The following is a 25,642-nucleotide window of genomic DNA, read 5'->3' as shown; positions in this document are numbered from 1 at the left end:
CAGATTGGCGGAACACTGCTCCATTCTCATCATCGACGACAACATCGACGATCGCGAGGTCTATCGCCGCATACTGGGCCGCGTTTCCAGCACCGCCTATACCGTGGTGGAGGCGGAGACGGGCGAAGAGGGCCTTGCACTGAACGGCCGGAAACGGCCGGACTGCATCCTGCTCGACTATTCGCTGCCGGGTCGCGACGGGCTCGGCGTTCTTGCGGATATCCTGGAGAGTGATCCCGCCGCCAACGTCATCATGCTGACCGGCCAGGGCAACGAAACCGTCGCCGTCGAGGTGATGAAGAGCGGCGCGCGCGACTATCTGACAAAGGATTCGCTTTCGCCTGAAACACTGCATCGCTGCATCCAGAATGCCATCATGCACGGCATGCTGGAAGCAAAGCTGGAGCAGAAGCGGCAATCGCTTGAGATCTTCACCCGCGCCATGGCCCATGATTTGAAAGAGCCGCTCCGGACGATCAAATCCTTCAGCCGCATCCTGCACGGTTCTGCCGCGCTTCCAGCCGAAGACCGGGAATTGCTCGATTACGTGCTCAGCGCCGCCGACCATATGGAAGACCTGATCGTCAAGGTCTCGGGTTTCACCAAGCTCGAGGCCTACGGCGGGCTGGAGCTCAGGCCGGTCTCGCTATCTGATGTGCTCGACCAGGTGGAGGACAATCTGCGTCAGCAGACCGAAAGCCGCGGCGCCGTCATCATCCGCGGGGCGCTGCCGGAGGTCATGGGCGATGCGACGCTGCTGACCCAGCTCCTGCAGAACCTGGTGTCGAATGCCATCCGCTACTGCGAGCAGAAGGTTCCGGAGATCAGCATCACAGGCGAAGCGCAGGGCGATATCTGCCGCCTCACCGTGCGTGACAACGGGCCTGGCATCGATCCTGAGCATCGCGAGCTGATCTTCCAGCCGTTCAAGCGCCTCGTCGGCCGCGGCATCGAAGGCACCGGGCTCGGCCTTGCCATCTGCCGCCGCATCGCGCAGATGCATGGCGGCTCTATCTGGTGCGAGGCAGAAAATGGGCCGGGCGCCACCTTCATTCTCGAAGTGCCGCTCGCCGAGACTAGGTCCACGCCGCCTGCCGCATCGGCCATCCCGCACAGCGCCAGGCCGGCGGAGCAGCCAGGCGAAGGTTCGGGTAGGCTGGCCGAAGTGCTGCTGGTGGAAGACAGCCCGGCCGACATCCAGATTCTGAAGATCAAGCTGATGCGGCGGGAGAAGGTGAATTTCAACCTGCATGTCGCCACCAACGGACGCGAGGCAATGCGGCTGCTCGAAGAACGCGCTGACATCGCCGATGTGCCGCAGATCGACTTGATGCTGCTCGACATCAACATGCCGATCATGGACGGCTTCGAGGTGCTGCATGCGCTTTCAGCCGACGTCCGCCTCAAGCAAATTCCCGTCTGCATTCTCAGCACGTCAAGCGACGAGAGCGACATGCGACGGGCCAGAAATCTCGGCGCGCGCGCCTATATGGTCAAGCCGCCAACCTTGCAGCAACTGGAAGAGGCACTCGAAGATGTCGAACATTTGGAGTTGTTGCAGCGCGGCGATTCGCTTGCGCTTTGTGCGGAACAAAACTAAGCGATCGTCATTGGCAACGGTATGACCTTCGCAGCTCTCATACTCGCGCTCCTGACGACGCCGCTTCAATCAGGACTGCTCTCGATGGTATCAGGCATACATCACGTCACGGCCGTCACCCGAAAGGTGCAGGCGAACGTGGACTTCTACGCGGGATTTCTCGGCATGCGGCTCGTCAAGCAGACAGCCGGTTACGAGGACGCGACCCAACTTCATCTTTTCTATGGCGATGCGGCAGGGACACCAGGGTCGCTCCTGACCTTCCTCGCCTGGGAAGATGGTGCGCCCGGCCGGGCCGGCTATGGCCAGATCAGCGAAATATCGCTGTCGATCGACCCCGCCAGCATCGGCTACTGGCTGACGCGCGCGATGAGCTTCGGCCTGCGCTCGGAGGGACCAGCCGACGAATTCGGCGAGCCTGTCCTGCGGCTGAAGGACCCTGACAACATCATCCTCAAGCTCGCAGGCGCAAAGAACCTGGTATCGCCGGCCGCCTGGGACGGTGCCTCGATCCCGGTCGAGCATGCCATCCAGCGGGTGCGCGGCGCGACCATGCTGACGGAGAAGCCCGCCGCAAGCCGCAGCTTCCTTGAGAGCCATTTTGGTTACCGTTTCCAGGCCAGCCGCGGCACGATCGACAGGCTGGTTTCGCAATCCGGCGACATCATCGACGTGCGCGATGCGCGCGGCTTCTGGTCCGGCGCGCCGGGCACCGGCACGGTCGATCACGTCGCCTTCCGCGCCGCCGACGAGGAGACGCTGCTTTCGGTGCGCAAGGCGCTGGAAGCGACTGACGCGTCACCGACCAACATGCACGACCGCAAATATTTCCGCTCGCTCTACGCTCGCGAGCCCGGCGGCACGCTGGTGGAGCTCGCGACCGACAAACCCGGCATGACCGTGGACGAAGAGCACGCCGCCCTCGGGGGCAAGCTCTTCGCGCCACCCGAAGCCATCACCAATCTCCATGACCTGAAGGTGATGCTGCCGCAATTTTCAATGCCCGGCCAGCCGCGCATCAATTATCGCGAGCTGCCATTCGTCCATCGCTTCTATACGCCCCCCGACCCAGACGGCAGCGTCTTCGTGCTCCTGCACGGATCCGGCGGCAATGAGACGACGCTGATGCCGCTCTTGAACAAGGTGGCGCCGCGGGCAACGCTGCTCGGCGTGCGCGGCCGGGCGACGGAGGAAGGTTTTCCGCGCTGGTACAAGCGCATTACCCCCTTCTCCTTCGACCAGAACGACATCAAGACCGAGGCGGAAGCCTTTGCGGCCTTCATCGAGGGGGCCGTCAAATCCTACGGGCTCGACCCTCAGAAAGTCGTCTATGTCGGCTACTCCAATGGCGCCAACCTTTTGAACTCGCTGCTCTACCTGCATCCGAACCTGGTTCATAAGGCGGTGCTGCTGCGCTCCATGCCTGTTCTCAGCGACTTTCCGCATGCCGATCTGAAGGGCACGGACCTGCTCGTCATCAGCGGCAAGACGGATGCCTACGGCAAATATGCGAGCGAGTTGGAAGAGAGGCTGAAGAGTTCGGGCGCCACCGTCGATTCCGACGTCATCGCCGGCGGCCACGATCTCGGCGATGCCGACGTGCCGATCATCCAGAAATGGCTGCTGCAGGAAAATCGCTGACGATCAGCCGCGGCGGGCAACCATGATGCCGGCAAGCACGACGGCGCCGCCGAGCGCCTGCATCGTCCCGATCGCCTCGTTGAGCAGCGCCCAGGCGAGGATGGCCGCGACGACCGGCTGCAGCAGCAGTGTCAGCGAGGAAAAGGCCGCCGGCAGATAGGCCAGCGCGTAGGTGATCGCCACCTGCCCGCCGGCATGGCTGATAAAGGCGAGGCCGAAGACGATCGACCAGCCATAGACGGTCGCGGGCAGCATGTGACCTTCGTAGAAGAAGCCGACCGGAAAGATGAAGGCGGCAGCCGATGCCGTGCTCCACAACATGATGCGGATCGTATCGAAGCGGCTGCGCAGCCTGCCGATCGCAAGGATGTAGCAGGCATAGAAGAAGGCGGCGATCATCGCGATGCCGTCGCCGCTGAGGTCGCCATTGCCGACGGCTGCTGGTCCGCCCTTCAGAACGACGACGCCTGACAGCGCCAGGACAAGCCCGAGCAGGAAGACGCGGCTGATCCTCGCGCTGAAAAAGGCGAAGGAGATCAGCGTGACGAAAACTGGTGCGAGGTTGGCAAGCAGCGTCGCATTGGCGACCGACGTCATAGTGAGCGAAAGGTGCCAGGCGCCGAGGTCGAGCGCCAACATGACGCCTGGGAGAATGAGCATGGCATAGTCGGAAAGGCTTTGCGGCTTCGGTCCCGCATCCTTCTTCATGAACGAGACGATGACGATCGGGATCAACGCCAGCGCCACGCGCCAGAAGGCCGTCGCCATCGGGCCGACTTCGGACAGCCTGACGAAGATCGGCGAGCCGCCGATTGCCGCCCCGCCGAGAAGGAGCGCCGCAAGGGCGAAACGATTGGAAGGCGAGGCTTCGGAAAGGGTGGAGGCAGCCTGCGACATGGTCTCGATATTTCTGCTCGCCCGAATGATGGGTCAGCGGGATGTTGATGGCCGAGGAACTATCAGAAGTCGATCACCGGGGACAGTCGAAGAGCGACATATTGGTGGAAAATCAGGCAGGATGCCTATTCGTCGCGCTCGTCCGTAGCTTTTCGGCGATCTCGCCGGCGATGAAGAAGGCATGCTCGGTCACCTGCGGCAGTCCCATCAGCTCGCCGAATGTGCCGCGCGCCAGCGGGCCGGAGATCAGCAGCGAAGGATCTGCATGTCCGGACGGGCCGATCGCCTCCGAACGCTCGGTGCAGGCAAGGCCGAGGCCTGTGGGATCAAGCGACAGGTGGTCGCTTGCCGCAAGTGCCGCGAGCCAGGGCTGGGTTTCGAGAATGCCGCCATGCGCCGGGCCGGTGGTGACGACGACGGCGTCATAGCGCCGCTCCAGCGGCTGGCGCTGATGACGCGGCTGCAGGATGCAAAGAATGAACTCGCCTTCAATGCGCGCATCGGCGACCGAGCCGGCCAGGATATCGAGGCGGCCCGTGGCAATCGCCGCGTCGAGCACGGCCTCGACCTGCGGGGCGATACGGAAACGGTGGACATCCCAATAGGGACGCAGATGGCGGACGAGGCGGCGTCGTTCGGCAACCGGCAGCGCCTGCCAGAGATCGTATCCCTGCGCCCGCACCTGGTCGATCACGCCATGCCAGCTGATGCCCTCCGCCTTCGCCGCTTTTATCGCAGTGCGGATCCCTGTCAGCAGCGACACGGCGGAATGGGTCGCATCGGAGACGAAATCGCCGAAGAGCTGCTGCGGCACCGGCGCATGCCCGCGAGACCGCAGACCGCGGCGCGAGATCGCCGTTACCGGGCCGTCATGCCCGCGCTCAGCAAGCGAGGCAATGACATCAGCGGCCGTCAGGCCGTTGCCGATGACCAGCACCTGGTCATGCGGGCGGATCACGTCGAGCGCGCCGGGCTTGGTGGTATCGGCGACGAAACGGGGATGGGCCGCAAGGCGGCTCGCAAGCCGGCCGGGGGCTGCCGGCGGCGGATGGCTGGTGGCGATTGCGACGATATCGGCCTCCGTCACGCCGCCTCTGTCGTCGAGGATCGACCAGCGGCCGGCACGGCGCTCGACACCGGTCACCGCGGCGCGGCAATGACGCACCGCACCGTCTTCCAGCAGCGGCTTCAGCAGGGAGGCGACATAGTCGCCGAACAGCTGGCGCCGGGGGAAGAGCAGGCCCTCGGGCTGTTTGGCCTCAGGGTCGTCGGCGACGGCGTCGCGGGCTTCGATCCAGGCCTGGAACTCCCCCAGGTCGTCGGGCTGCAGGCTCATCTTGGCGGCTGGAACATTGATGCGGTGGGCCGGATCTGCCGTGTCATAGGCAAGGCCGCGGCCAAGCTCGGCGCGCGGCTCGAAGACCACGATGGCAGGGCGCTCGCCGCAGCTGGCTCTCGCGAGATGATAGGCGACGCCGGCGCCGGAGACACCGCCGCCGATGATGGCGACGACGGGCTGTTCAGACGTCGGGAGAGGCTTGGGCTGCATGGTGGCCGGGATCATTGCTTTCGATGCCCGAGCATAGAAGCGGGGCAATGGTCACGCAATCCTCCTCCCCCAATTGTCTATAATTATTATGTAGATTTAGCCTTACCCCGATACCGTTGTCGAGAACTCGGGATCGCCGCGGATCGTGTTGCTCACCGTGCAGATCTCGTCTTCCGCGGCATGGGCTATATTCCGGCGGGTTTCCTCGTCGATATCGCCCTTGATCGAGAAGGCAATATTGAACTTCGCAACGCGCGAAAGCCCTTCCGCCGCCTTCTCGCCGGTGACGTCGGCGGTGATTTCGCTGATCTTGTCGAGGACGCCCATCTGGCTGGCGGCGATGCGGGCGCTGAGCACCAGACAGGCCGAGAGCGAGGAATAGAGCAGATCGAGCGGATTGAAGCCCGGCTGCGACGGCGTGGTGACGATATCGATCTCGCCTCCGGTGGCGGAGGTGACATGCGGAAAACCGGTGCGGCCGAGAACGGCGGTGGCGCCGGTTGGACGGGGACGAGCTTTGAGATCGGCCATGATGAAACCCTCCAGCGAATATCCTTCAAATAGTGTTCTCCGCCTCCGGCGGCAATGGCGCTGCTGCCATCGGTTTCGGAACCTTTCCACCCGTCATCGGTTGAATACATCTGAACGAAATCAGCGACAAAGGTGAGTTGCAATGCGCAATGTCCGCAGCATGGATCACCAGGGCCGGCGGATGGATGCTCGCGATCGACTGATCGTTGCGCTCTATGCGCAGCTGAAGGCCGAGCGGGCAACGCGCGAAACTCTGGAATGGGCCATCCGAAACGGCGCGGTCTCACAGGAGGTGCTGGAAGCCATCGCTGCCGATCCGGTTCCTGTCGTCACCAGCGAGGATATCGCATCGTTGGAGAAGATCATTGCGCTCGACGAACGGCGCAAACCAAATCGGAAGTAGAACATGATGCCGAAAACCGTGAGCGGTTTTCGGCATCATGTTCACTGTTGAATAAAAGAGGAGATCCGAAATGGCCGATATCACCTATCAGGTCGTGCCGCATGACAATGGTTGGGCCTATAAGCTCGGCGACACACTTTCGGAGACCTATGCGACTGCGGATGAAGCGATTGTCCATGCCAAGGACGCCGCGTCGCGCCAGAAGATCGGCAATGGCGATGCGCTGCTCGCCTATCCCTCACCCGACGGTGGCTGGGAATTCCAACCGCTCGAAACCGACAAGAGCGGCAGCCGGCTCTGATTTGCGACGGAGGATGGAATGGCCGCTCGGGCAAGCTGGAAAGGTCATCTGAAGGTGGGCGACCTTACATGCGCCGTCGGACTCTACACCGCCGTTTCCTTCTCCGACCGCGTCTCCTTCCACATCATCAACCGCAGCACCGGCCACCGGGTGGAACGGCAGTTCGTCGACAGCGAGACCGGCAAACCGGTCGAGCGGGACGACCAGGTCAAGGGCTACCGGATGGAGAATGGCGACTACATCGTCATCGAGGGCGACGAGATCGCCGAAATCATGCCGGAAAGCGACAAGGTCCTTGATGTGAAGGCCTTCATTGCCAGCGACGATATCGACAAGCTTTATTTCGACCGCCCTTACTACCTCGCACCCCTGGACGAGCATGACGAAGAGGCGCTGTCGCTGATCGCCAGGGGCATGCGTGACGGCAAGGTCGCGGCGCTGGCCGAAGCCGTGCTTTTCCGGCGCAACCGAACGCTGCTGATCCGCCCTCATGACGACTACATCGTCGCGACGATGCTGAATTTCGACTACGAGGTGCGCTCGGCCGACACCGTCTTCAAGGACATTCCAGACATCAAGTTCGACAAGGAGATGCTCGAACTCGCAGGCCATATCCTGGAGACCAAGCGTGGCAGCTTCGAACCGAGCGAATACGAAGATCGCTACGAGGCTGCCCTTGTCGAACTGGTGAAGGCGAAGATCGAGGGCTGGGCACCACCGAAGAAGAAGCAGCCGCCGGAACGCAAGGTCGTCGACCTGATGGAAGCGCTGCGTCAGAGCGCGAAGATGGGTGGCAAGGCCCCAACAAAGAAGGCCCTGGCGAAGAAGACGGCGCCGGCGCGCAGCGACAGCCACAGCAAGAAGGCAAGCTGATATGGCCTCGACCCCTGGCGGGCGATAGGCAATCTCAGGCGCACCCGACCTCGCGCGAATGCATCGGTTTGTCGCGCCGGCGAAGCCGCTGGACCTGAAGCGCGTCAAAGTGGATTCCCGCGGTGCGTCTTAAGTCTTTGATTTATGTATGTCGTTTCCCCAAAACTGCTGGCCGTTTTTTCATTGGCGCGACTTCTGGCCGCCTTCCGCGGCCAGGCTCTTTTTCAGCGCATCCATGATATTGATGACATTGCCCGTCGATTTCACCGGTGCGGATTTTTTCGCGGGCGCGGCCTTCTTCAGGCTCTTCTGCTTGCCGCGGATCATCGACTTCAGGCGTTTCTGGATCGGGTCCTGCACCATGGTGGGGCTCCAATCCTTCGTCTCTTCCTTCACAAGTTGCGTCATCAGCGTCAGCAGCTTGCTGTCGATCTCGGTCTTATCGTCGAGTTCGGCCACGGGTTCACGCACCTCGTCGCCATAGCGCAGGGTCCAGAGAACGATGCCCTTGCCTTGCGGCTCCAGCAACACGGCACGCTCACGACGATAAAGGACAAGCCGGGCGATACCGACGACGTCATTCGCCTTCATCGCCTCGCGGATGACGCAGAAGGCTTCCACCCCGACCTTGTCCTCGGGCGCCAGAAAATGCGGTTTGTCGTACCAGATCCAATCGATCGAGCCGCGCGGCACGAAACTGTCGATCTCGATGGTGCGGGTGCTTTCGAGCCCGACTTCCTCGATCTCCTCATCTTCGAGAAGAACATAGTCGTCCTCGCCGCGCGGATAGCCCTTCACCTGGTCCCGCTCAGCCACCGGTTTATGGGTGACGCTGTCGACATAGCGGCTTTCGACGCGGTTCTTCGTCTGGCGATTGAGGACATGGAAACGGACCTTGTTGCTTTCGGTCGTCGCCGGCGTCAGCGAGACGGCGGCAGTGACGAGCGAGAGCTTGAGATAACCTTTCCAGAATGTCTGACGTGCCATGTCTGTCCTGTCTCCCGGACACGGTTGGGCATGGCAATCAACGGCGGGTTCGGTCTTTGGTTCCGGCAATTGAAGATTTCGTTGATCAGATGCGGCCATTGCATTTTCATTTAACGGATCGGCTGCCAATGGGCCGAGCATTGCGGGCGGAGAGACCAGAGCCACTCTTTCCTTGCCACCGCCATTTTCCTCTTCAATAATGAAAGCCCCAAGACGTCAGGATATCGGTAATCTGAATGTTGCGACTTTTCGCCAACCTCGTCATCGTCCTCGCATGCAATTTCTTTCTCATCGTCGGCAATGCTGGCCCGTCCTTCGCACAGGAATGCCCCGACCCTGCAAAAGTGTCGAATGCTTCGGCTCAACAAAAACAGCCAAGCAAGAGATATGATCGCGCTCTTCCCAGCTATCGCGACAAATCAGCCCGATACAATCTGGCTCTTGTCGGCGATTCGCTCATCGAGCTCTGGCAGCCCTGGATCAAGGACAGCTTTCCCACGCGCCCCGTGATGAACCTCGGGGTCGCTGGGGATACCACGCAAAATGCATTGTACCGCCTCGATGGTCTAAACCTTCCGGATTTCCATCCCGCCGATGTCGTCGTGCTTATCGGCACGAATAATCTGGGTGCGAAAACTGCGCCATGCGCCGTGGCAGCTGGTGTCGTCGCTGTTGTCAGCAAGGTTCGCGCTGTTTGGCCAGGCGCTCATATTTATGCGTTGTCCATACCGCCTCGGGGCAAGCGCTATGCCTTCTACGAGGATGTACGAATTCCGGCCAACCAGCTTGTAGCATCGTCATTGGCTGAAATGCCGGGTGTCACGTTTGTTCAAATGAACGATGATATGTTGCGGTGCGGTAAGCCAAGCGATAAAGAATGTTCCAACTACAAGCCTGACCATCTTCATTTTAATGAAGGGGCATACAAGCTGATCACGAGCTTCCTCGCCGCAGCGGGTCTGCAGCTTTGATTTTTGCCGCTCAGGTGGTTACCAAAACGTAAGGCGGAATGTCATGAGCACCTCATTTGACAGCTACCAACCGATTGGCCTGCAAAGACATAGACCCAGAGCTCGCGCGCAATATCGCATTCGGCGTGAAACCTTCGTGCGGATCGTCCTCTCGGCAATATTTTATATTTCCCTCTGGAGAGCGACCGGCATGTGGTATGGGCTGCCGGCCGACTTCCAGGAGGGCGTCGGCAAAGACCCCATGCCGATGCGACTGTTGCTGATGTCGCTCGTTCCACTCATTGGCCTCTACTGCATCCTGGAGCCCAGGCGAATCTTTGAATTGATTCGCAGCGCCTCGCCGCTGGTCGGCATAGTCTGCTTATGCGTCTTTCTCTCGATTGCTTTTTCCGTCAGCGTCGGAGCCTCGCTTCGGGCCCTCGTTGCGGTCGCATTGCTAACAGCTGGACCCATTCTTTACCGGGCCCGTTACGGAGCCGTTGACACATTTGAAAGCTTGGCGAAATTTGCGATTGCAACGGCTTTCATCAATATTCTTTACACAGCAGCCTTTCCACGGTTCGCGGTGATGAGAGGCAGTTATGCCGGGATGGTGAAAGGGGCATTTTACCACAAAAACATGCTCGGCCAGTTCTCGGCAACAAACTTCATCTTGCTGCTGCCGGCCCTGCCGATGTGGCGTCTGCGCTACTATGATCTCCTGCGATGGGCGGCAATGCTGCTCTACCTCGTGCTCATCGTGCTGGCGAAATCATCGACGGCGATCATCCTGCTTTCGATCGGAATAGCCGTATTCTACGGAATGAGCTGGATTCAGCGCTTTCCAGGCCGCATCTTCAGATCCTTCGTCGTTCTTCTTGCATTCGCCCTGCTGGGCTTTGTCGTCTCCGTCGCGTTGATGGGTGTGGCACAGGCGATTGCCGAGTCATTCGGGAAAGACCTAACGCTCAGCGGACGTACGAATGTTTGGGAACAGTTGCTGCCGCTGATCTACGAGCGGCCGCTTTCAGGCTGGGGATTTGCCTTGTTCCGACAGCCCGACATCATGGAGCAATATGTTCGCCTTACGTGGGACGCTCAATCCACCCACAACACCTATATCGAACTTGCGCTGAACATGGGCATACCCGCGACCATCATCTGGACGTCGTTCGTCGTGGTGCGGCTCGTGGCGAAGATGACCTCGTCGCCCCTCAATCAAGCGCTCGCCATCACCAAGAGAAAGGAGGTTGTCATTATCCTCCTGATCTTGATCGGGGCATTTACCGAAGCCGGAATGATGCTCGCCCCCTTCATCCTATGGCCCCATACCGTGATCGCACTTACGAGCCTTGGCCCGGAGTTCCTGTCCCGCTTCCGCAAACCGACCCAGGCAGGCGCGCAACATGCATCAGGCTAAAAAGATGACTTCAAATAATCGTAGACTGGTTGGCCTCGATGGGATTCGTGGCCTGGCGGCTATTTGTGTGGCAGTGCATCATACCGAAGGGTTTGTCGGATTTGATGCAGCACCTGCTGCATACCTCGCCGTCGACCTGTTTTTTTGTCTCAGCGGCTTCGTGATCGGCCACGCCTATGAGAAGAAACTCATTCAAGAGTCTTCGCTCTCCGCCAATGATTTCGCCATCAAGCGTCTCATCCGCTTATACCCCCTCTATCTGCTCGGTTTGTTGCTCGGCGTACTTGCATATGCAGGTATGTCGCTCAGCAGAAATCAGCAAATGGATCCCATGCTGTTCGCCACCTCGTTGATTGCCTCGATGTTCTTCATGCCGGCGATCGGTGGGACATCGCTGAAGGCGCCGAACCTGTTCCCCTTCAACGGTCCGTCATGGTCGCTATTCCTGGAGATCGTGATCAACCTCGCCTACGGCTATGCGGCGAGAATGCTGTCCAGCCGCGTGCTCGCCATCATCCTGCTTGCGTCATGGGTTTGGCTGGCGGCGCAAACGCTGGCCCATGGAAGCGCCGACCTGATCCCGCTCGACGGCGCTTTGCTCTCCGGATTTCCCCGCGTTCTCTTTTCCTTCACCCTCGGCATCTTGATGTACCGCTACCGTGAGCGGCTTTCCCCTTCAGGCATCGGAAAAGCAGCCGCAGTGGCAGTCATCGTCGTCGCGACTGCTCTTCTCGTCTTCCAGGCGCCAGCCGCCTTGGTTGGCATAAAGGACCTGATTGTCATCACTGCTTTATTTCCTCTCGCCGTGCTTGTCCTTTACACAGCCAACTTCGATGGCGTGCTGCGACAGCCGCTTCTTATTGCGGGAGAGGCATCTTACGCGCTCTATGCAATTCACGTTCCGCTGCTGGGCTTGCTGTTGGGAGCCTGGAAGGCCGCTGGCCTGGGACAACCGCCGGCCTGGGCGATCTTTGCCATCGTTCTTCCACTGATCGTCCTATTGGCCATTATCGTCACCCGCCTCTACGATGAGCCGGTTCGCAAAGCGCTCAGTGCAGGTAAGGCCATGAAGCTTGGCTGGCGTCGATCCTGATTTTGACGCGACCGCTAAAGCGTGTCGCAATCTTTCAGATTCGCTCCTCGCGCTTTACATGTCGTTGTCGCAAAACCGCTGCACAGTTTTGCGCGACATGCTTAAATCGAGAGATAGCGCTTCTGCCAAGGCAGCCTGTGTTCCTGCCATGCGCGCGGCGTGAAGTCGTCATAGGCAGTCTCAGCGATCGCCAGCATCCAGTTCTGCGCCTTGCGGGCCAGCAAGACGCATGACAATTCCATGCCAGGCTCAACCGCAATGGAAGGCCGATTGGCGCCTGGGATATCGATCCCCTTATCACGCCACTGGATGCGGATTTCGTCGGGCTCGGATGTCCACTCTCCGGAGGAAACGGAAGCCTTGCCGTCAGGCTTCAAGCGAAGCGGCGGCGGGGTGACGTTCAGAAAGCTGCCATCGTTGCGATAGTTGCCATCGATATCACCCGCAGTCGCTTTGCCGTTTCTCTCGAGAACGATGTCCTGCTCGCACCGCAGGAATATGTTGCGCCGAAAGCTGCCGGACCACCGACGGTTGGCGAAGAACGCGATGTCGCATTGGCTAATGACGTTGTCGTGGATATCGATGTCTTTGCGAAATGCCAGCTCCTGATCCGAAAACCCGCTCAGGCTGACACCACGATTGGTGTTCTCGATCCAGTTGTCATAAACGTGATGCCCGGCGTGGTCGGCCTTGTCGCCGACGCCGTAGCCGAAGGAATAATCATTCATCCTGCCATCGCGCATGATGTTGCTGCGCACCACCGCGTCATCCCCAATCGACGAAAAGGAGAAATTCTTGCCGCCGATGAAATTGTATTCGACCAGGTATTTTCGAGTCTTGTCGCAGACCAGCGCGCCCTTGTTCGATGCGCTCGCCGGCGACTGCAGGAAGAGGTTGCCGCGGATCACGATATCGGAGCTGATATTGTCGTCGCTATTTTGATAGGCGAACTGGCAGCAGTCTGCTCCCTCGCCCGGCGCCGCGCCGATGCGATTATTCTCCAGCAACACGTGCGTCGTCTTCGTCAGGTAGATGCCGTCGCCGTTCACATTCTCCGTTTCACAGCGCCTGACGGTGAGATTCTTGCCATTGTGAAATTTGAAGCCTCGAGGAGAATTCTTGACGATAACATCTTCGATCACCGTATCGGAAAACACCTGATAGGCGACGCCGACATCGGGCGCACCGTCGATGACCTGTCCGCGTGTAGACGCGCCGTGAACTTTCTTTCGCAGGATGGCGGTCATTACATTTCCTTCGATACCGGTGCCGCGGGGAATTAAGCAGAGGGCATGTGGCGGATGTTTGAATATTTGGAAATTCAGCTTGTAAACCGCCCATGTTGCAGAAACGACAGGGTCTGGCTCCACATCACCTTGTTGACGGACAAGAAAGTGTGGTTTGCCGGAATGACGATATGCGCCGACGCGCCGTCGAGACGGGTGCTCTCCACCGAAACCTTTCCATCATTCGGAACCCTGAGGCCGATGATAAGGGAGGAGACCGGGTCGATGGTCCGATTCCCGGCGATGATGCCAAGTTCGTAATCGACCGTGCCGAACAGCTCGGTCATTGCGGCTTGATCGGTAATCAGCTGCTGTCCTGCCGGTCCATAGACCTTCCTGTATAGGGGCCAGTTCTTGAGGAAATCGGCAATCTGACTGCCGTTGTTCGGCGTTCCGACCATCACAACTCTCCCCAGGTTGGCTGGGCGATAGCGCCTGAGAAACGCGCGGATGATCAGCCCACCCATCGAATAACCGACGAAATGGACCCGGCCCTCGCCTGCCTGCTTCGCAGCGGCGTCGATCTCAGGTCGGATGATGTCGACGAGGTCGCTGATCGAAAACTTGGTGGAGGGGTAACCGACATTCACAACTCGATAACCGCGACCGGACAGGAAGCCGGCGAGCTTCGCCATGCTTTTTTTCGTCCGGGCAATGCCGTGAAAAAGAAGAACTGTGTCGTTCATCAGTATCCGCTCAACGGGGCTGCTATCGATCAGGCTATTCTGTAGCTCTCGCGGTGAAGCTTGTCGATCAATGCCAAATGGCCAGACATCCGAACAGTTTCGTTGTGGCGTATCGTGCTCGAAACCGGAGCACGCAAGGCGAGAAAGCGGGGGTGCGCTTATTGTCACACCCCCGCCACAAGCGCCTTGTTCTTACTTCGAGACGTCTACCGCCGCCTCATGGATAAGAGCCGCGACCTCCATGGGCTTTGATTGAGGCAAAGCATGGCTTGCCGCCAAGGTCACGACTTTCCGAGCATTGAGACGAGCCGACATTGCCTTTTGATTTTCAAGAGCAATCATTCTGTCTTCACTTGCTATTTGATACCAGGACGGCTTCTTCCTCCAGGCCGGGGCGGTGATGGCGTCTCCAAAGGTGCCGGCGAGCGGCGCCTTTTGGGTCGCCGCCAAAACGAAACCGTCTTCGGGGGACATATCCTGGCAGAAGCTTTCGTGAAATTTGTCAGCCTTGAGCCACAGGTAGCTGTCGCTGTCCGGCTCGATATTGGCCATTGCCGCAGGAGGATGCCGTTGAGTGATGCTGCCTGGACTTTCGCCTGCGTCGGGAGCGAATGCGGCGATATAGACAAGCCCCGCGACATTCGGTTGATCTCCCGCTTCGGTGATGACCGCGCCGCCGTAGGAATGACCGACGAGCAGGACCGGCCCCTTCTGTTGAGCCACCATCTTTCGTGTCCGTTCAGCGTCCTCGGCTAGCGACGTCAGCGGTAGTTCGACGGCGTGAATGGACTGATAGCCCTTATGCGCCAGTTCGAGTATGACCTTGCCCCAATGCGCGGCCCCACCCCAAAAGCCGTGCACCAGAATGATAGTCGGTTTATTACTCATAGTTTTCTCCTGGTTCCTGCGCCGCGTGTCTCTCCAGGCGCGCAAAGACGCTGTAGCACTTGAATGCAAATTGTCATTATAAATGCATACAAATCGCATTAATTGATCGCATTCAATATGGCTAGACTTTTCGATTGATGCGATAGGCCATCTTGACGCAAGGCGAACGAGGCGCATTCACTGACATGCGGGCGAGCCGGATGTTCGGGCATGAGCCTTCGCATCCCGATGCGAACGGCGACAAGGACTCATGCCGGACAAATATTATGTCTCCCTGCAGTGATTGACGATCAATTGAATGCATTTGTTTTGAGCTTTCATGCATTTGTTTTTTGCATTCGATCGCCCAGAAAATTGGCTTTAAAACTTAAACTTTCGTAATTGATCGTATAATTGAATGTATAATTGGTAGATTTGACTGCTATTTATGCATAATCAATCTGGCATGACGCTTGCAATTGGATGGATGCTCCCCGGATGGGGATCGGATTTCAATCAAGGAGCCACCCATGCCCGCAGTGACCAAGCCAGCCAATCAAAAAGGCGACTTTCTTGTCGATTACGAGGACAAGGTTTTCGAGGACGTACAGGCCGGCGAAGGCGAAAAAGCCCTCGTCACCTTCCATACCGTGGCCTTCGAAGGATCGATCGGATTCGTCAACCTGCTGCAGGCGACACGCCTGAAGCGGAAGGGTTTCGAAACCTCGATCCTTCTCTACGGCCCGGGCGTGACGCTCGGCGTCCAGCGCGGCTTTCCGACGCTCGGCGCGGAGGCCTTTCCCGGCCATCTGAATTTCAACAACCAGATCGTCAAGTTCATGGAAGAAGGCGGCAAGGTCTATGCCTGCCGTTTTGCCCTTCAGGCGCTTTACGGCCATGGCGAAGGCGCGCTGATCCCCGGCATCACGCCGATCAGTCCGCTCGACGTTCTCGACCTGATCCTGATCCATCGCCGCGACGGCGCCTTCATCCTTGATACTTGGACGCTCTAAGCACCAGGCGCGCCCCGAAGAAGAAGCGGCGGAGCCTTGGCGCTCCGCCTCCTGCCCCGTCAATCGAGGATTTCGTCATGGAGAAAAAACCGAGCGTCCGGGTTGCCGCCGCGCAGATCGCGCCGGATCTGACCTCGCGCGAGAAAACACTGGCCCGGGTGCTGGATGCAATTCGTGAAGCAGCCGCCAAAGGCGCCGAACTGATCGTCTTTCCCGAAACCTTCGTCCCCTGGTACCCCTATTTTTCTTTCGTGTTGCCGCCTGTTCTCTCCGGCAAGGAGCATGTGCGACTTTACGAGGAAGCCGTCACTGTGCCGAGTGCCGCCACCGATGCCGTCTCGGCAACCGCCCGCGAGCATGGCATCGTCGTGGCGCTTGGCGTCAACGAGCGTGACCATGGATCGCTCTACAATGCCCAGCTGCTGTTTGATGCCGATGGCACGCTCATCCTCAAGCGTCGCAAGATCACCCCGACCTTTCACGAGCGGATGATCTGGGGCCAGGGCGACGCCTCCGGCCTGAAGGTGGTCGACAGCGCCGTCGGACGCCTTGGGGCGCTGGCCTGCTGGGAGCATTACAATCCTCTGGCACGCTACGCCCTGATGGCGCAGCACGAGGACATCCACATCGCCCAGTTTCCAGGCTCCATGGTCGGGCCGATTTTTGCCGACCAGATGGAAGTCACCATCCGCCACCATGCGCTGGAAAGCGGTTGCTTCGTGGTCAATGCCACCGGCTGGCTGACCGACGAGCAGATCGCCTCCATCACGTCCGACGCAGGCCTGCAGAAGGCCCTGCGCGGCGGCTGCATGACCGCGATCATCTCGCCCGAAGGCAAACACGTCGCGCCGCCGCTGACAGAAGGCGAAGGCATCCTGATCGCCGATCTCGACATGAGCCTGATCGTCAAACGCAAGCGGATGATGGATTCGGTCGGCCATTATGCCCGACCCGAGCTGCTGCATCTTGTCATGGATGGCCGGGCCACTGCGCCGATGGTCACCACCACCCAGCCATCTTTCCCCACAGCCGAAGCAAGGACCCTTTCCGATGGAGAATACGACACGTCTGCCGACCGAGGTTCTGATCAACGAATTGCAGTCCTACGGAGCCCGGCTCGTTGACCCCAAGGCCGGACATGAAAGCCGCCGCGGTGGTGCCGGACCTTCCGACCACAAGGCGCTGACCATTGACGGCATGACGGTGATGGTGCCGGTTCACACCGCACCTGCGTTCGAGAGCCCCTATCTGGTGGAAAAGCCGGACGAGATGGGCCGTAGCCGTATCAGCCGGGATGGCACGGTGCTGGGCGAAGTCTCCTTCCCTTTGCGCCCACGCTTCTACGAGCGCTCGACCGCCGACGGCATTCCCTATTCGCAGATCGCCGTTCTGCACGGCAAGGACGTGCTTGCCACGACCGTGCTGCAGACCTGCATCCGCTATCAGAGCCGCACCAAGACCTGTCAGTTCTGCGCCATCGGCCAATCGCTGGCCGCCGGCCGCACCATCGCCCACAAGACGCCAGAGCAGCTCGCGGAAGTCGCCAAGGCGGCCGTCGAACTGGACGGCGTCAAGCATATGGTGATGACCACCGGCACGCCGAAGGGCGACGACCGCGGTGCTGCGATCCTCGCCGACAGCGCCCGCGCCATCAAGGCGGCCGTCAACATTCCCATCCAGGCGCAATGCGAGCCGCCGGAAGACGATATATGGTTCACCCGCATGAAAGAAGCCGGCGTCGATGCACTCGGCATGCATCTGGAAGCCGTGACGCCAGAGGTGCGTGCCCGCATCATGCCGGGTAAGGCGCAGGTCTCGATCGCCAAATACATGGCCTCGTTCAAGGCCGCAGTGGAGGTCTTCGGGCGCGGCCAGGTCTCGACCTATATTTTGGCGGGGCTCGGCGACAGCCGTGAAGCCATTCTGGACATCTGCGAAAAGCTGGTTGCGCTCGGCGTCTATCCCTTCGTTGTGCCGTTCGTGCCGATCTCTGGCACGCCGCTCGAAAGCCATCCGGCGCCGAGGCCCGACTTCATGCACTCGATCCTCGGCCCCTTGTCCAGGATGCTGGTCGCCAGCGGCTTGAAGGCCGTCGACATCAAGGCCGGCTGCGGCAAATGCGGCGCCTGCTCCGCCCTTTCCACCTATGAAAGGATGCTCACCAAATGATGCTCGAAACCTTTGCTCCCTATCGCTCGAGCGAATTCCAGGTGAAGTTCGCGACCTCCGCCTGGGAGCGCAGCCAAGCGCATGCGCTGCGCCGTGCCGTCTTCTGCGAGGAACAGCAGATCTTCGAGGGCGATGACCGCGACGCGATCGACGATCACGCCATCCCGATCGTGGCGCTCTCCATGCTCGGCATTGCCGCCGATCAGCTGGTCGGAACGGTGCGCATCCATCAGGCCGAACCCGGTCTCTGGTGGGGCTCGCGACTGGCGGTCCACCCGGATTTCCGCAAGATCGGCGCCCTGGGGGCGACCCTGATCAAACTCGCCGTGTCCTCCGCCAACGCGATCGGATGCCACACGTTCCTCGCCAATGTGCAGGTTCAGAACGGTCTGCTGTTCCGCAGGCTGCACTGGGATGTGATCGAGGAGTTCGAGGTCTATGGCAAGCCGCATCTCAGGATGAAGGCCGATCTTGCCTATTATCCGCCTTGCGCCACTCCCGAGGCAGGCTTCACCGCCCTTTCCAGAAAGGCGGCGTGAGAATGGTCGCGATCGACATCAAGAGCCTGGCTGCCAAAGTCTCGGCCAGCAGCGGCATCGTCGCCAAGCAGGATATCCGCACGATCGCGGCAAGGCTCGGCCTTCAGGGGCAGCAGATTGCCGTCGGCGACGATTGCGCCGCGCTGCCCGACGGCGACGGCTATCTGCTCTTTGCCATCGAAGGCTTCATGAACGAGTTCGTCGCCGCCGACCCCTGGTTCGCCGGCTGGTGCGGCGTCATGGTCAATATCTCCGACGTCGTTGCCATGGGCGGGCGGCCGATCGCCGTGGTTGATGCCGTCTGGGCCAATGGCGAGGCTGGCGCGACTCCCGTTCTCGAAGGCATGCGGGCGGCTTCCAGCGCCTTTGGCGTGCCGATCGTCGGCGGGCACACCAATATCCGCACCGAACGCGGCCAGCTATCGGTCGCCATTCTCGGTCGCGCCAAGACGCTGCTGACGAGCTTCGACGCGAGGCCCGGCGATGTGCTGGTTGCAGCGATCGACCATCGCGGCCGTTACCGCGAACCCTTCAACAACTGGGAAGCCGCCACCGATGCCGCGCCGGCGCGCCTGCGAGGCGACCTCGAGCTGCTGCCCGAGATCGCCGAGGCCGGGCTCGCGCTGTCTGCGAAAGATATCAGCCAGGGCGGCATCATCGGCACGGCCATCATGCTGGCCGAATGTTCGCATGTCGGCATCGATATCAACGTCACCGCCATTCCCCTGCCCGCCGGTGTGAGCCTCGACCGCTGGCTCGTCACCTTTCCGAGCTTCGGTTATCTGCTCTCGGTCGCGCCGGAACAGGCGGCCGATGTCGTCACCCGCTTCACCGCGCGCGGCATCAGCGCTGCGGTCATCGGCGCGGTCGTGGCCGGCGCCGAAGTCGCGCTGGTCGACGGCGAGCGCCGTGCAGTGGTGCGCAATCATGCCGAAACACCGCTGCTGCAGTTCGGTCGGCAGGATGTCGCCGCATGAGCCTCCCGCCGCACCGAACCCTGCGCATTGCCATGCTGACGCATTCCACCAATCCGCGTGGCGGCGTGGTTCATGCCATGCAGCTCTCGGAAGCGCTGACCTCGCTTGGCCATGAGGTGGTCCTGCATGCGCCTGATGCCAAGGGTGTGGGCTTCTTTCGTCAGCCCTCCTGCGGCACCGCCTGCATTGCCGTGCCGCCGGCACCCGCGAACATGACGCAAATGGTCGAGCAGCGGATTGCCGACTATGTCGGTTATTTCCGGAGAACCGGAACCAATGGCTTCGACCTGTTCCACGCCCATGACGGCATTTCCGGCAATGCGCTGGCGACGCTCAAGCAGGAAGGCCTGATCCCGAATTTTGCCCGCACTGTCCACCATATCGACCAGTTCGCCGACCCGCGCCTGATGGCTTTGCAGGATCGCGCGATCGATGCGGCCGATACCTTCTTCGCCGTCAGCCGCCTCTGGCAGGACAGGCTGAGAGACGAGCGCGGCATCGAGGCGACAGTGGTCGGCAATGGTGTCGACACCAACCGCTTCTCGCCGGCCTGGAGCGGCGAGCAGGTCGCTCTGCGCGACAGGCTGCAGCTCGGAAGCGGGCCGATCTTCCTCAGTGTTGGCGGCATCGAGGCACGAAAGAACACCCTTGGTATTCTCGAAGCCTTTCGTCAGGTCCGCGCCATCCGGCCGGATGCCCAGCTTGTCATTGCCGGCGGTGCCTCTCTCCTGGACCATGGCGACTATCAGGAGGAGTTCCGTTCTTGCCTCGCCTGTCTCGGTCGGGACGCCGCAGCGGTGCACGTCACCGGAGCGATCGCGGATGCCGACATGCCGAGCCTCTACCGATTGGCGGATGCGCTGGTGTTTCCCTCGCTCAAGGAAGGCTTCGGCCTCGTCGTTCTGGAAGCTATAGCCAGCGGTATTCCGGTCGTGACATCCTCGATTGCGCCCTTCACCGAATATCTGGGTCCCGGCGATGCGATCTGGTGCGATCCGCATCATCCGGTCTCCATTGCCGAAGGCATGGCGCTGGCACTGGTCGCACCGATCCGCGAGCAGATCATTCCCCGTGGTCTCGCGGTTGCCGCCCGCCATGGCTGGCAGCAAACCGCAACAGCCCATCTTGCCCGCTATCACACGCTGCTGGAGCCCGACCATGCCTGAAATGCGCTTTGTCATAACCTGGCCCGATGGCCAGGAGGAGAGCTGTTATTCCCCCTCGCTGATCATCCGTGAGTTTTTCACCGAGGGTGAAAGTTATTCGGTCGCCGATTTCGTCGATCGCAGCCGCAGGGCGCTTACCATCGCCAGCGATCGCGTGGAGGCGAAGTTTGGTTTTGCCTGTTCATCCGCAAACGACCAACTCGCTCGAATTGAAAGCGCCGCTGTCGCCTTCCTGAATGACGCAGATGCCCGCGTCCACTGCAAAACCTTCATCCTCTGAAAGGACTAGTCCATGCCCCAGAACCTGAAGCAGCATTACAGCACCGCCGTCATCGGTGGTGGCCAGGCCGGCCTGTCCGCCAGTCATTACCTGAAGAGGCACGGCATCGATCATGTGGTCTTCGAGAAGAAGACCGTTGCGCATAAATGGAGGAACGAACGCTGGGACGCCTTCTGCCTGGTAACGCCGAACTGGCAATGCCAGCTTCCCGATCATCCCTATGACGGCGCCGATCCGCACGGTTTTATGGTCAAGGACGAGATCCTCGCCTATGTCGATCGCTTCGTGAACAAGGTCGATGCTCCGATCTTCGAGCAAACCGGCGTGACGTCGCTCGAAAAGCATGGCGGCCTCTTCCGGCTCGAAACCTCGGCTGGCGCGGTGACCGCCGATGCCGTGGTGATCGCCACCAGCCTCTATGCGGATCCGGCCATTCCGCGTGCCGGCGAGCGCCTGCCCGAGGACATCACGCAGATCCACACCGCCGCCTATCGCAATGCCGACCAACTGCCGGACGGCGGCGTCATCGTGGTCGGCTCCGGCCAGTCCGGCTGCCAGATTGCAGAGGATCTGCATCTTGCCGGCCGCAAGGTGCATCTCGTCACCGGCAATGCGCCGCGTTGCGCCCGGTTCTATCGCGGGCGCGATGTGGTCGATTGGCTTTCCGATATCGGCCAGTACGACATCACGGTCGAACATGACGGCATGACGAAGAAAAAGCACGACACCAACCACTATCTGACGGGACGCGACGGTGGACGCGATATCGATCTGCGCAAGTTCGCGCTGGAGGGCATGGCGCTGTATGGCCGCATGTCCGGCATCGCCGCCGGCCGGATGCTGTTCGAGCCGAACCTGAAGGCCAATCTCGACGGCGCCGACCGGGTCTATAACGGCATCAATGCCCTGATTGACCGGCATATTGCCGAAAAGTGCATCGATGCTCCGGCTGGATCCCCCTATGTCCCTGTCTGGGAGCCTGAGGCGGAGATTGCCGAACTCGACCTGAAGGCGGAGGGGATCACCTCGGTCATCTGGGCCACGGGATTCAGCCCGGATTGGTCCTTCGTCGGTCTGCCGATCTTCGATGGCAACGCCTATCCCGTTCATCGCCGTGGCGTCACTGCCGTCGACGGCGTCTACGTGCTGGGACTTCCCTGGCTCTGGACCTGGGGCTCGGGCCGGTTCCTCAGCGTCGGCAGGGATGCCGAACATGTGGTCGGGCATCTCGCAGCGCGACGTTCGGCACAGACATCGTCTCTCAAGCAATCGGTCAGTGCCTGATCGTGAGCGCGGCCCTTCTCGATTTTCCGCCCGCAGGACCTTCGGCACGCGACTTGATGGAACGTGCCCTTGATCCGCATATACTCCTCGGCATGCCGCATTTGAATGGAACCGGGCTGTCCGAGACCTGGCTGATGAAGGAACTCGGCCACCGTCACTGGCTGATGCTCGCCTGTCATCTCGGGCTCGACAATGCGGATTTCAGAACGGCCGACGGAGAAGAGGCCTATGCCGCGATCTGTGCAACGTCACTGACGGATGCACGTTTTGATGTTGTGCAGGCAAACGACATTTTGACCATCCACTCCAGACTGTCCGCAGTCTCGCGAACCCGGACGTCGACCCGGCACGAGTTGTTCGTCCACGGGCGAAGCGTCGGCGCGGTCGAACTCATCTCAACCTTCGTCCACAGAACGATCAAAGACAACAATCACTCGATAGCCCGTGTGACGTTGCCTGAGCCGCAGGGAGAGCGGTTCCAGCCCAGCCGCCTGGCTGAGAAGGCTGCAGACATCCGGAATGGGCGGTCAGCAACGCATTTCGGGTTTCAGGTCCCCGCCAACAAAGCGCTCAGAGCCTTTCAGTTCGATCCCAGCGCCTCGCAGGAGTTCAACGGCGCAGGCCTGTTTTACTTTGCCGAGTATCAGGCATTGGCCGATCGCGCCTTGGAAACTTGGTTTCCCCGCAAGGGGCCAGCCGTCCGAAAAGACGTTTTCTTCCTCGGAAATATCGAACGAAATGAACGCGTCTTCTTCGACCTTATTGATTTTTCTGGCGAGCAAGAAACTGTCCATGGGCAGCTACGACGCGAAAATGGGAAAGTGATCGCCAAAATATTCGGCACCTGGAAAAGTCTTTGCTGAGCCTGCACGGGAGTGCACCAGCGGCGCGCTTGATGCGGCGTCCCGCTAGTGATCTAGTGGATGATGAAATGAAGGTGAACTTCAGCAGCCCGTCTGATGAATGTTCGACCACTCCTATGCTAGCGTCCTTTGCGCGTCTGAAAAGACGCGCGGCGCTGTAGAGAAAGAAATGCGAGCACGTGACGACCAGCATCAGACATATCGCTAAACTTGCAGGAACGTCAGTCTCTTCGGTCTCGCGCGTGCTCAACAACAGCGGTTATGCCTCACCTGAGCTCAGGGAGCGGGTCGAGGCGGCTATCCGAACGCTGAACTACACGCCCAGCAAGGGTGCCCGTATGCTGCGCGGTGCACCAAGCCGGATGATCGGACTGATGCTGCCGTCGATCGAGGTGCCTTTCTTCGGCATCCTGGCCCATGCGATCGAACAGGAACTGTTCCAGCACGGCTATCAGACGCTGATCTGCAGCACGGCGGAAAATATGGACCATGAGGTGCGCTACATCTCGATGCTGCTCGCCCAGCGCGTCGACGGCGTCATCGTGGCAAGCGCCTTCGGCAGCATCGAGCATTTCGGGGTGCTGCGGGACGCTGGCATTCCGATCATCGCCATTGACCGCGAGCTGAGCGGCATCGCTGACGACGCTGTCATGGCCGATCACGAGGAAGGCGGACGGCTGATGGCGCGCCATCTGATCGATCTCGGCCACCGGGCAATCGCCATCGTCGGCGCGCCGGCCCACAGCCAGCCGATCCAGCTTCGCCTTCAGGGCATCACGGCGGAGATGGCGAAAGATGGGATCGCGCCCGCCATCGTGGCGATGGCGGAAGAGCACAGCTTTGCAGAGACCTACCGGCTGGCGCGGGAATTGCTGGCGTCTCGACCCGAGGTCACCGCGATCATCGGCACGACCGACGTTTCGGCGATTGCCGCAATCCATGCCATCCAGGATCGCGGATTTTCCGTTCCGGGCGACTATTCGGTCGTGGGCTTCGACGATCTGCCGGAGGCTGCCTACGTCTTTCCACGGTTGACAACGGTCGCGCAGCCGATCCGCGATGTGGGACAGCAGGCAGCACGGCTGCTGGAAGCGCTGATCGAGGAGCACCAAACAGGAGACGAATCTCGGCAAGGCGCGATCGTAAAAGTGCCGGTCACCCTGATCGAGCGCGATTCCACCGGCACTGTTCGCAGCTGAGCAGGTGGTGTGGCCTGACAGTTGGGCTGGGCGCGGCCAAGCTAGGGCCGGACGATGACCTTGATCTCGCCTGGCAGTGGCGCGTTGCCCACCACGTCGGCGACCTCCTCAAGACCGATGGTTTTGGTGACCAATGCGTCCAGTTCCAACACCCCGCTCGCGACCATCGCCGCAGCCCGCGAATGGGTGAAGGGGTTGAGGTAGGCCGGCCAGATATCGACTTCGTTTACCAGCAGATCGAAGGGCAGAACCGGCACTTCGACACCCGCCGGTGTGACCCCGAAAAGCACGAAGCTACCGCCGCGCCGCGCCATTTTCAGACCGGTTTGAAGGGTGTCGCTGACGCCGGCGCACTCGATGACCACGTCTGCGCCGCCTTTGGTGACCTCTCGAACAGAAGCGATTGTTTCCGAGGCCGGGTCGAAGGCGTGCGTCGCCCCCAGGCGCAGAGCCGTTTGGCGTCTGGATTGCTGCCGCGTGATCAAAATGATCTCGCCTGCCCCAGCCAGGCGGGCCAGTTGCACCATGAGCAGACCGATCACGCCCCCGCCGAGGATCGCGACGCTGTCGCCCGGACGGATCCTTGCCTTGTCGATGGCGTGGATACAGCAGGCCAGCGGTTCACTGAAGGCGCCGTGAACGGGATCGAGGCCGGCCGGCAGGACGAAGGCCTGGGCCTGCGGCACCGCCACATATTCGGCAAAGCCGCCATCCCGTGTCACGCCGATGGCGGTCAAGCTCTCGCACAAATTCGGCCGCGCCTGCGTGCAAGCCCGACAGGTGCCGCAGGAGATATTCGGGTCGACCGTCACCAACTCCCCGCCGGTAAACCGTGTCACCCCATCGCCGATCCCTTCGACGATGCCGGAGAATTCGTGGCCCAGCGTCACGGGGATCGCTGTCGGATATTCGCCCTTGTACATGTGGCGATCGGAACCGCAGATGCCGGCCGCCGCAACCCGGACCAGCAGCTCGCGCGGCCCGGCAACCGGTTTCTCAACGCTGCGCATGGTCAAAGACCCGATCGACTCCAAGCGTACAGCCTTCATTTCACTCCTCCAGACATCA

At 60.6% G+C, this 25,642-nt stretch carries 26 protein-coding genes; 18 read left to right on the top strand and 8 right to left on the bottom strand.

Annotated elements, in window-relative coordinates:
- Positions 1-4: 4 nt before the first annotated feature.
- Both C3Y91_RS15315 and C3Y91_RS15310 read left to right on the top strand, forming a co-directional pair.
- Positions 5-1,600: a response regulator gene (locus C3Y91_RS15315; RefSeq protein ID WP_024320955.1), complete on the top strand. Its 1,596-nt coding sequence runs from the start codon at positions 5-7 to the stop codon at positions 1,598-1,600.
- Between the two features lie 21 nt (positions 1,601-1,621).
- A complete protein-coding gene (locus C3Y91_RS15310; protein ID WP_174826518.1) occupies positions 1,622-3,241 on the top strand; it encodes a VOC family protein in 1,620 nt (539 codons plus the stop codon).
- Between the two features lie 3 nt (positions 3,242-3,244).
- Here the strand turns inward: C3Y91_RS15310 and C3Y91_RS15305 are convergent, their stop codons facing one another.
- The 3 genes from C3Y91_RS15305 to C3Y91_RS15295 all read right to left on the bottom strand — a co-directional run bounded on the left by C3Y91_RS15305 (position 3,245) and on the right by C3Y91_RS15295 (position 6,218).
- Positions 3,245-4,138 (bottom strand): DMT family transporter, encoded by an 894-nt coding sequence (locus C3Y91_RS15305; RefSeq protein ID WP_130821388.1) that lies wholly within the window; start codon positions 4,136-4,138, stop codon positions 3,245-3,247.
- A gap of 112 nt (positions 4,139-4,250) precedes the next feature.
- Positions 4,251-5,702, bottom strand: a complete 1,452-nt coding sequence (locus C3Y91_RS15300) for an FAD/NAD(P)-binding protein (RefSeq protein ID WP_174826519.1) — start codon at positions 5,700-5,702, stop codon at positions 4,251-4,253.
- Between the two features lie 87 nt (positions 5,703-5,789).
- Positions 5,790-6,218 (bottom strand): OsmC family protein, encoded by a 429-nt coding sequence (locus C3Y91_RS15295; protein WP_018486365.1) that lies wholly within the window; start codon positions 6,216-6,218, stop codon positions 5,790-5,792.
- Positions 6,219-6,360: 142 nt separating this feature from the next.
- Here C3Y91_RS15295 and C3Y91_RS15290 point away from each other — a divergent pair, with 142 nt between their 5' ends.
- The 3 genes from C3Y91_RS15290 (at position 6,361) to ku (C3Y91_RS15280) (ending at position 7,795) form a co-directional block, all read left to right on the top strand.
- Entirely contained in the window at positions 6,361-6,621 is a 261-nt protein-coding gene (locus C3Y91_RS15290; protein ID WP_168575551.1) for a hypothetical protein, read from the top strand.
- A 70-nt stretch (positions 6,622-6,691) separates the two neighbouring features.
- Positions 6,692-6,922, top strand: a complete 231-nt coding sequence (locus C3Y91_RS15285) for a DUF2188 domain-containing protein (RefSeq protein WP_018072533.1) — start codon at positions 6,692-6,694, stop codon at positions 6,920-6,922.
- Between the two features lie 18 nt (positions 6,923-6,940).
- The gene (gene ku / locus C3Y91_RS15280; RefSeq protein ID WP_130680987.1) at positions 6,941-7,795 is read left to right on the top strand and encodes a non-homologous end joining protein Ku; all 855 of its coding nucleotides are present in this window, start codon (positions 6,941-6,943) and stop codon (positions 7,793-7,795) included.
- 180 nt (positions 7,796-7,975) lie between these two features.
- Here ku (C3Y91_RS15280) and ku (C3Y91_RS15275) read toward each other — a convergent pair whose 3' ends face one another.
- Positions 7,976-8,782 (bottom strand): non-homologous end joining protein Ku, encoded by an 807-nt coding sequence (ku, locus tag C3Y91_RS15275; protein WP_168575550.1) that lies wholly within the window; start codon positions 8,780-8,782, stop codon positions 7,976-7,978.
- Between the two features lie 236 nt (positions 8,783-9,018).
- On the opposite strand from ku (C3Y91_RS15275), the gene C3Y91_RS15270 reads away from it, so the two are divergent.
- The 3 genes from C3Y91_RS15270 to C3Y91_RS15260 are packed head-to-tail and all read left to right on the top strand — an operon-like array spanning position 9,019 to position 12,245.
- Complete coding sequence (locus C3Y91_RS15270) at positions 9,019-9,753, top strand: GDSL-type esterase/lipase family protein (RefSeq protein ID WP_130664074.1); 735 nt, start codon at positions 9,019-9,021, stop codon at positions 9,751-9,753.
- Positions 9,754-9,796: 43 nt separating this feature from the next.
- Positions 9,797-11,152, top strand: coding sequence for an O-antigen ligase family protein (locus C3Y91_RS15265; protein WP_018072529.1), 1,356 nt, complete (start codon positions 9,797-9,799; stop codon positions 11,150-11,152).
- Positions 11,139-12,245, top strand: a complete 1,107-nt coding sequence (locus C3Y91_RS15260; RefSeq protein WP_168575549.1) for an acyltransferase family protein — start codon at positions 11,139-11,141, stop codon at positions 12,243-12,245. Before C3Y91_RS15265 ends, C3Y91_RS15260 begins: the two co-directional genes overlap by 14 nt.
- Before the next feature lie 101 nt (positions 12,246-12,346).
- Here the strand turns inward: C3Y91_RS15260 and C3Y91_RS15255 are convergent, their stop codons facing one another.
- The 3 genes from C3Y91_RS15255 to C3Y91_RS15245 form a co-directional block, all read right to left on the bottom strand.
- On the bottom strand, positions 12,347-13,492 hold the full coding sequence (locus C3Y91_RS15255) for a right-handed parallel beta-helix repeat-containing protein (protein ID WP_018486359.1): 1,146 nt from the start codon (positions 13,490-13,492) through the stop codon (positions 12,347-12,349).
- Between the two features lie 74 nt (positions 13,493-13,566).
- Entirely contained in the window at positions 13,567-14,217 is a 651-nt protein-coding gene (locus C3Y91_RS15250) for an esterase/lipase family protein (protein ID WP_168575548.1), read from the bottom strand.
- A gap of 192 nt (positions 14,218-14,409) precedes the next feature.
- The gene (locus C3Y91_RS15245; protein ID WP_130716697.1) at positions 14,410-15,105 is read right to left on the bottom strand and encodes an alpha/beta hydrolase; all 696 of its coding nucleotides are present in this window, start codon (positions 15,103-15,105) and stop codon (positions 14,410-14,412) included.
- A 509-nt stretch (positions 15,106-15,614) separates the two neighbouring features.
- Between C3Y91_RS15245 and C3Y91_RS15240 the strand changes: the two genes are divergently transcribed.
- The 10 genes from C3Y91_RS15240 to C3Y91_RS15195 all read left to right on the top strand — a co-directional run bounded on the left by C3Y91_RS15240 (position 15,615) and on the right by C3Y91_RS15195 (position 24,574).
- Positions 15,615-16,097: an MSMEG_0572/Sll0783 family nitrogen starvation response protein gene (locus C3Y91_RS15240; RefSeq protein WP_003545449.1), complete on the top strand. Its 483-nt coding sequence runs from the start codon at positions 15,615-15,617 to the stop codon at positions 16,095-16,097.
- 77 nt (positions 16,098-16,174) lie between these two features.
- Positions 16,175-17,221, top strand: a complete 1,047-nt coding sequence (locus C3Y91_RS15235; protein ID WP_130716695.1) for a Nit6803 family nitrilase — start codon at positions 16,175-16,177, stop codon at positions 17,219-17,221.
- Positions 17,148-18,266 carry an MSMEG_0568 family radical SAM protein gene (locus C3Y91_RS15230; RefSeq protein ID WP_130664068.1) on the top strand — a complete coding sequence of 373 codons (1,119 nt, stop codon included), beginning with the start codon at positions 17,148-17,150 and terminating at the stop codon, positions 18,264-18,266. Before C3Y91_RS15235 ends, C3Y91_RS15230 begins: the two co-directional genes overlap by 74 nt.
- The gene (locus C3Y91_RS15225) at positions 18,263-18,805 is read left to right on the top strand and encodes an MSMEG_0567/Sll0786 family nitrogen starvation N-acetyltransferase (RefSeq protein ID WP_062942432.1); all 543 of its coding nucleotides are present in this window, start codon (positions 18,263-18,265) and stop codon (positions 18,803-18,805) included. The genes C3Y91_RS15230 and C3Y91_RS15225 overlap by 4 nt, the downstream gene beginning before the upstream one ends.
- Positions 18,806-18,807: 2 nt before the next feature.
- On the top strand, positions 18,808-19,782 hold the full coding sequence (locus C3Y91_RS15220; RefSeq protein ID WP_168575547.1) for a sll0787 family AIR synthase-like protein: 975 nt from the start codon (positions 18,808-18,810) through the stop codon (positions 19,780-19,782).
- Entirely contained in the window at positions 19,779-20,948 is a 1,170-nt protein-coding gene (locus C3Y91_RS15215; RefSeq protein ID WP_130716691.1) for an MSMEG_0565 family glycosyltransferase, read from the top strand. The genes C3Y91_RS15220 and C3Y91_RS15215 overlap by 4 nt, the downstream gene beginning before the upstream one ends.
- Entirely contained in the window at positions 20,941-21,228 is a 288-nt protein-coding gene (locus C3Y91_RS15210; RefSeq protein WP_018072518.1) for an MSMEG_0570 family nitrogen starvation response protein, read from the top strand. The genes C3Y91_RS15215 and C3Y91_RS15210 overlap by 8 nt, the downstream gene beginning before the upstream one ends.
- Positions 21,229-21,240: 12 nt before the next feature.
- On the top strand, positions 21,241-22,512 hold the full coding sequence (locus tag C3Y91_RS15205) for an MSMEG_0569 family flavin-dependent oxidoreductase (protein WP_168575546.1): 1,272 nt from the start codon (positions 21,241-21,243) through the stop codon (positions 22,510-22,512).
- 2 nt (positions 22,513-22,514) lie between these two features.
- The gene (locus C3Y91_RS15200; RefSeq protein ID WP_168575545.1) at positions 22,515-23,375 is read left to right on the top strand and encodes a Pnap_2097 family protein; all 861 of its coding nucleotides are present in this window, start codon (positions 22,515-22,517) and stop codon (positions 23,373-23,375) included.
- Between the two features lie 179 nt (positions 23,376-23,554).
- Positions 23,555-24,574: a LacI family DNA-binding transcriptional regulator gene (locus tag C3Y91_RS15195; RefSeq protein ID WP_075224292.1), complete on the top strand. Its 1,020-nt coding sequence runs from the start codon at positions 23,555-23,557 to the stop codon at positions 24,572-24,574.
- 41 nt (positions 24,575-24,615) lie between these two features.
- Here the strand turns inward: C3Y91_RS15195 and C3Y91_RS15190 are convergent, their stop codons facing one another.
- The gene (locus C3Y91_RS15190; RefSeq protein WP_168575558.1) at positions 24,616-25,623 is read right to left on the bottom strand and encodes a zinc-dependent alcohol dehydrogenase family protein; all 1,008 of its coding nucleotides are present in this window, start codon (positions 25,621-25,623) and stop codon (positions 24,616-24,618) included.
- Positions 25,624-25,642 lie beyond the last annotated feature (19 nt).

This window comes from Rhizobium ruizarguesonis (assembly GCF_012349115.1).
GTDB classification, from domain to species: Bacteria; Pseudomonadota; Alphaproteobacteria; order Rhizobiales; family Rhizobiaceae; genus Rhizobium; species Rhizobium ruizarguesonis.
Note: the sequence above shows the minus strand (reverse complement) of the source record. Positions and strands in the feature narration are given on the sequence as shown.

Excerpts from the sequence above, each read along its gene's own strand:
- C3Y91_RS15310 (WP_174826518.1), top strand. The coding sequence starts at position 1,622 with ATGACCTTCGCAGCTCTCATACTCGCGCTCCTGACGACGCCGCTTCAA.
- C3Y91_RS15305 (WP_130821388.1), bottom strand. The coding sequence starts at position 4,138 with ATGTCGCAGGCTGCCTCCACCCTTTCCGAAGCCTCGCCTTCCAATCGT.
- C3Y91_RS15300 (WP_174826519.1), bottom strand. The coding sequence starts at position 5,702 with ATGATCCCGGCCACCATGCAGCCCAAGCCTCTCCCGACGTCTGAACAG.
- C3Y91_RS15295 (WP_018486365.1), bottom strand. The coding sequence starts at position 6,218 with ATGGCCGATCTCAAAGCTCGTCCCCGTCCAACCGGCGCCACCGCCGTT.
- C3Y91_RS15290 (WP_168575551.1), top strand. The coding sequence starts at position 6,361 with ATGCGCAATGTCCGCAGCATGGATCACCAGGGCCGGCGGATGGATGCT.
- C3Y91_RS15285 (WP_018072533.1), top strand. The coding sequence starts at position 6,692 with ATGGCCGATATCACCTATCAGGTCGTGCCGCATGACAATGGTTGGGCC.
- ku (WP_130680987.1), top strand. The coding sequence starts at position 6,941 with ATGGCCGCTCGGGCAAGCTGGAAAGGTCATCTGAAGGTGGGCGACCTT.
- ku (WP_168575550.1), bottom strand. The coding sequence starts at position 8,782 with ATGGCACGTCAGACATTCTGGAAAGGTTATCTCAAGCTCTCGCTCGTC.
- C3Y91_RS15270 (WP_130664074.1), top strand. The coding sequence starts at position 9,019 with ATGTTGCGACTTTTCGCCAACCTCGTCATCGTCCTCGCATGCAATTTC.
- C3Y91_RS15265 (WP_018072529.1), top strand. The coding sequence starts at position 9,797 with ATGAGCACCTCATTTGACAGCTACCAACCGATTGGCCTGCAAAGACAT.
- C3Y91_RS15260 (WP_168575549.1), top strand. The coding sequence starts at position 11,139 with ATGCATCAGGCTAAAAAGATGACTTCAAATAATCGTAGACTGGTTGGC.
- C3Y91_RS15255 (WP_018486359.1), bottom strand. The coding sequence starts at position 13,492 with ATGACCGCCATCCTGCGAAAGAAAGTTCACGGCGCGTCTACACGCGGA.
- C3Y91_RS15250 (WP_168575548.1), bottom strand. The coding sequence starts at position 14,217 with ATGAACGACACAGTTCTTCTTTTTCACGGCATTGCCCGGACGAAAAAA.
- C3Y91_RS15245 (WP_130716697.1), bottom strand. The coding sequence starts at position 15,105 with ATGAGTAATAAACCGACTATCATTCTGGTGCACGGCTTTTGGGGTGGG.
- C3Y91_RS15240 (WP_003545449.1), top strand. The coding sequence starts at position 15,615 with ATGCCCGCAGTGACCAAGCCAGCCAATCAAAAAGGCGACTTTCTTGTC.
- C3Y91_RS15235 (WP_130716695.1), top strand. The coding sequence starts at position 16,175 with ATGGAGAAAAAACCGAGCGTCCGGGTTGCCGCCGCGCAGATCGCGCCG.
- C3Y91_RS15230 (WP_130664068.1), top strand. The coding sequence starts at position 17,148 with ATGGAGAATACGACACGTCTGCCGACCGAGGTTCTGATCAACGAATTG.
- C3Y91_RS15225 (WP_062942432.1), top strand. The coding sequence starts at position 18,263 with ATGATGCTCGAAACCTTTGCTCCCTATCGCTCGAGCGAATTCCAGGTG.
- C3Y91_RS15220 (WP_168575547.1), top strand. The coding sequence starts at position 18,808 with ATGGTCGCGATCGACATCAAGAGCCTGGCTGCCAAAGTCTCGGCCAGC.
- C3Y91_RS15215 (WP_130716691.1), top strand. The coding sequence starts at position 19,779 with ATGAGCCTCCCGCCGCACCGAACCCTGCGCATTGCCATGCTGACGCAT.
- C3Y91_RS15210 (WP_018072518.1), top strand. The coding sequence starts at position 20,941 with ATGCCTGAAATGCGCTTTGTCATAACCTGGCCCGATGGCCAGGAGGAG.
- C3Y91_RS15205 (WP_168575546.1), top strand. The coding sequence starts at position 21,241 with ATGCCCCAGAACCTGAAGCAGCATTACAGCACCGCCGTCATCGGTGGT.
- C3Y91_RS15190 (WP_168575558.1), bottom strand. The coding sequence starts at position 25,623 with ATGAAGGCTGTACGCTTGGAGTCGATCGGGTCTTTGACCATGCGCAGC.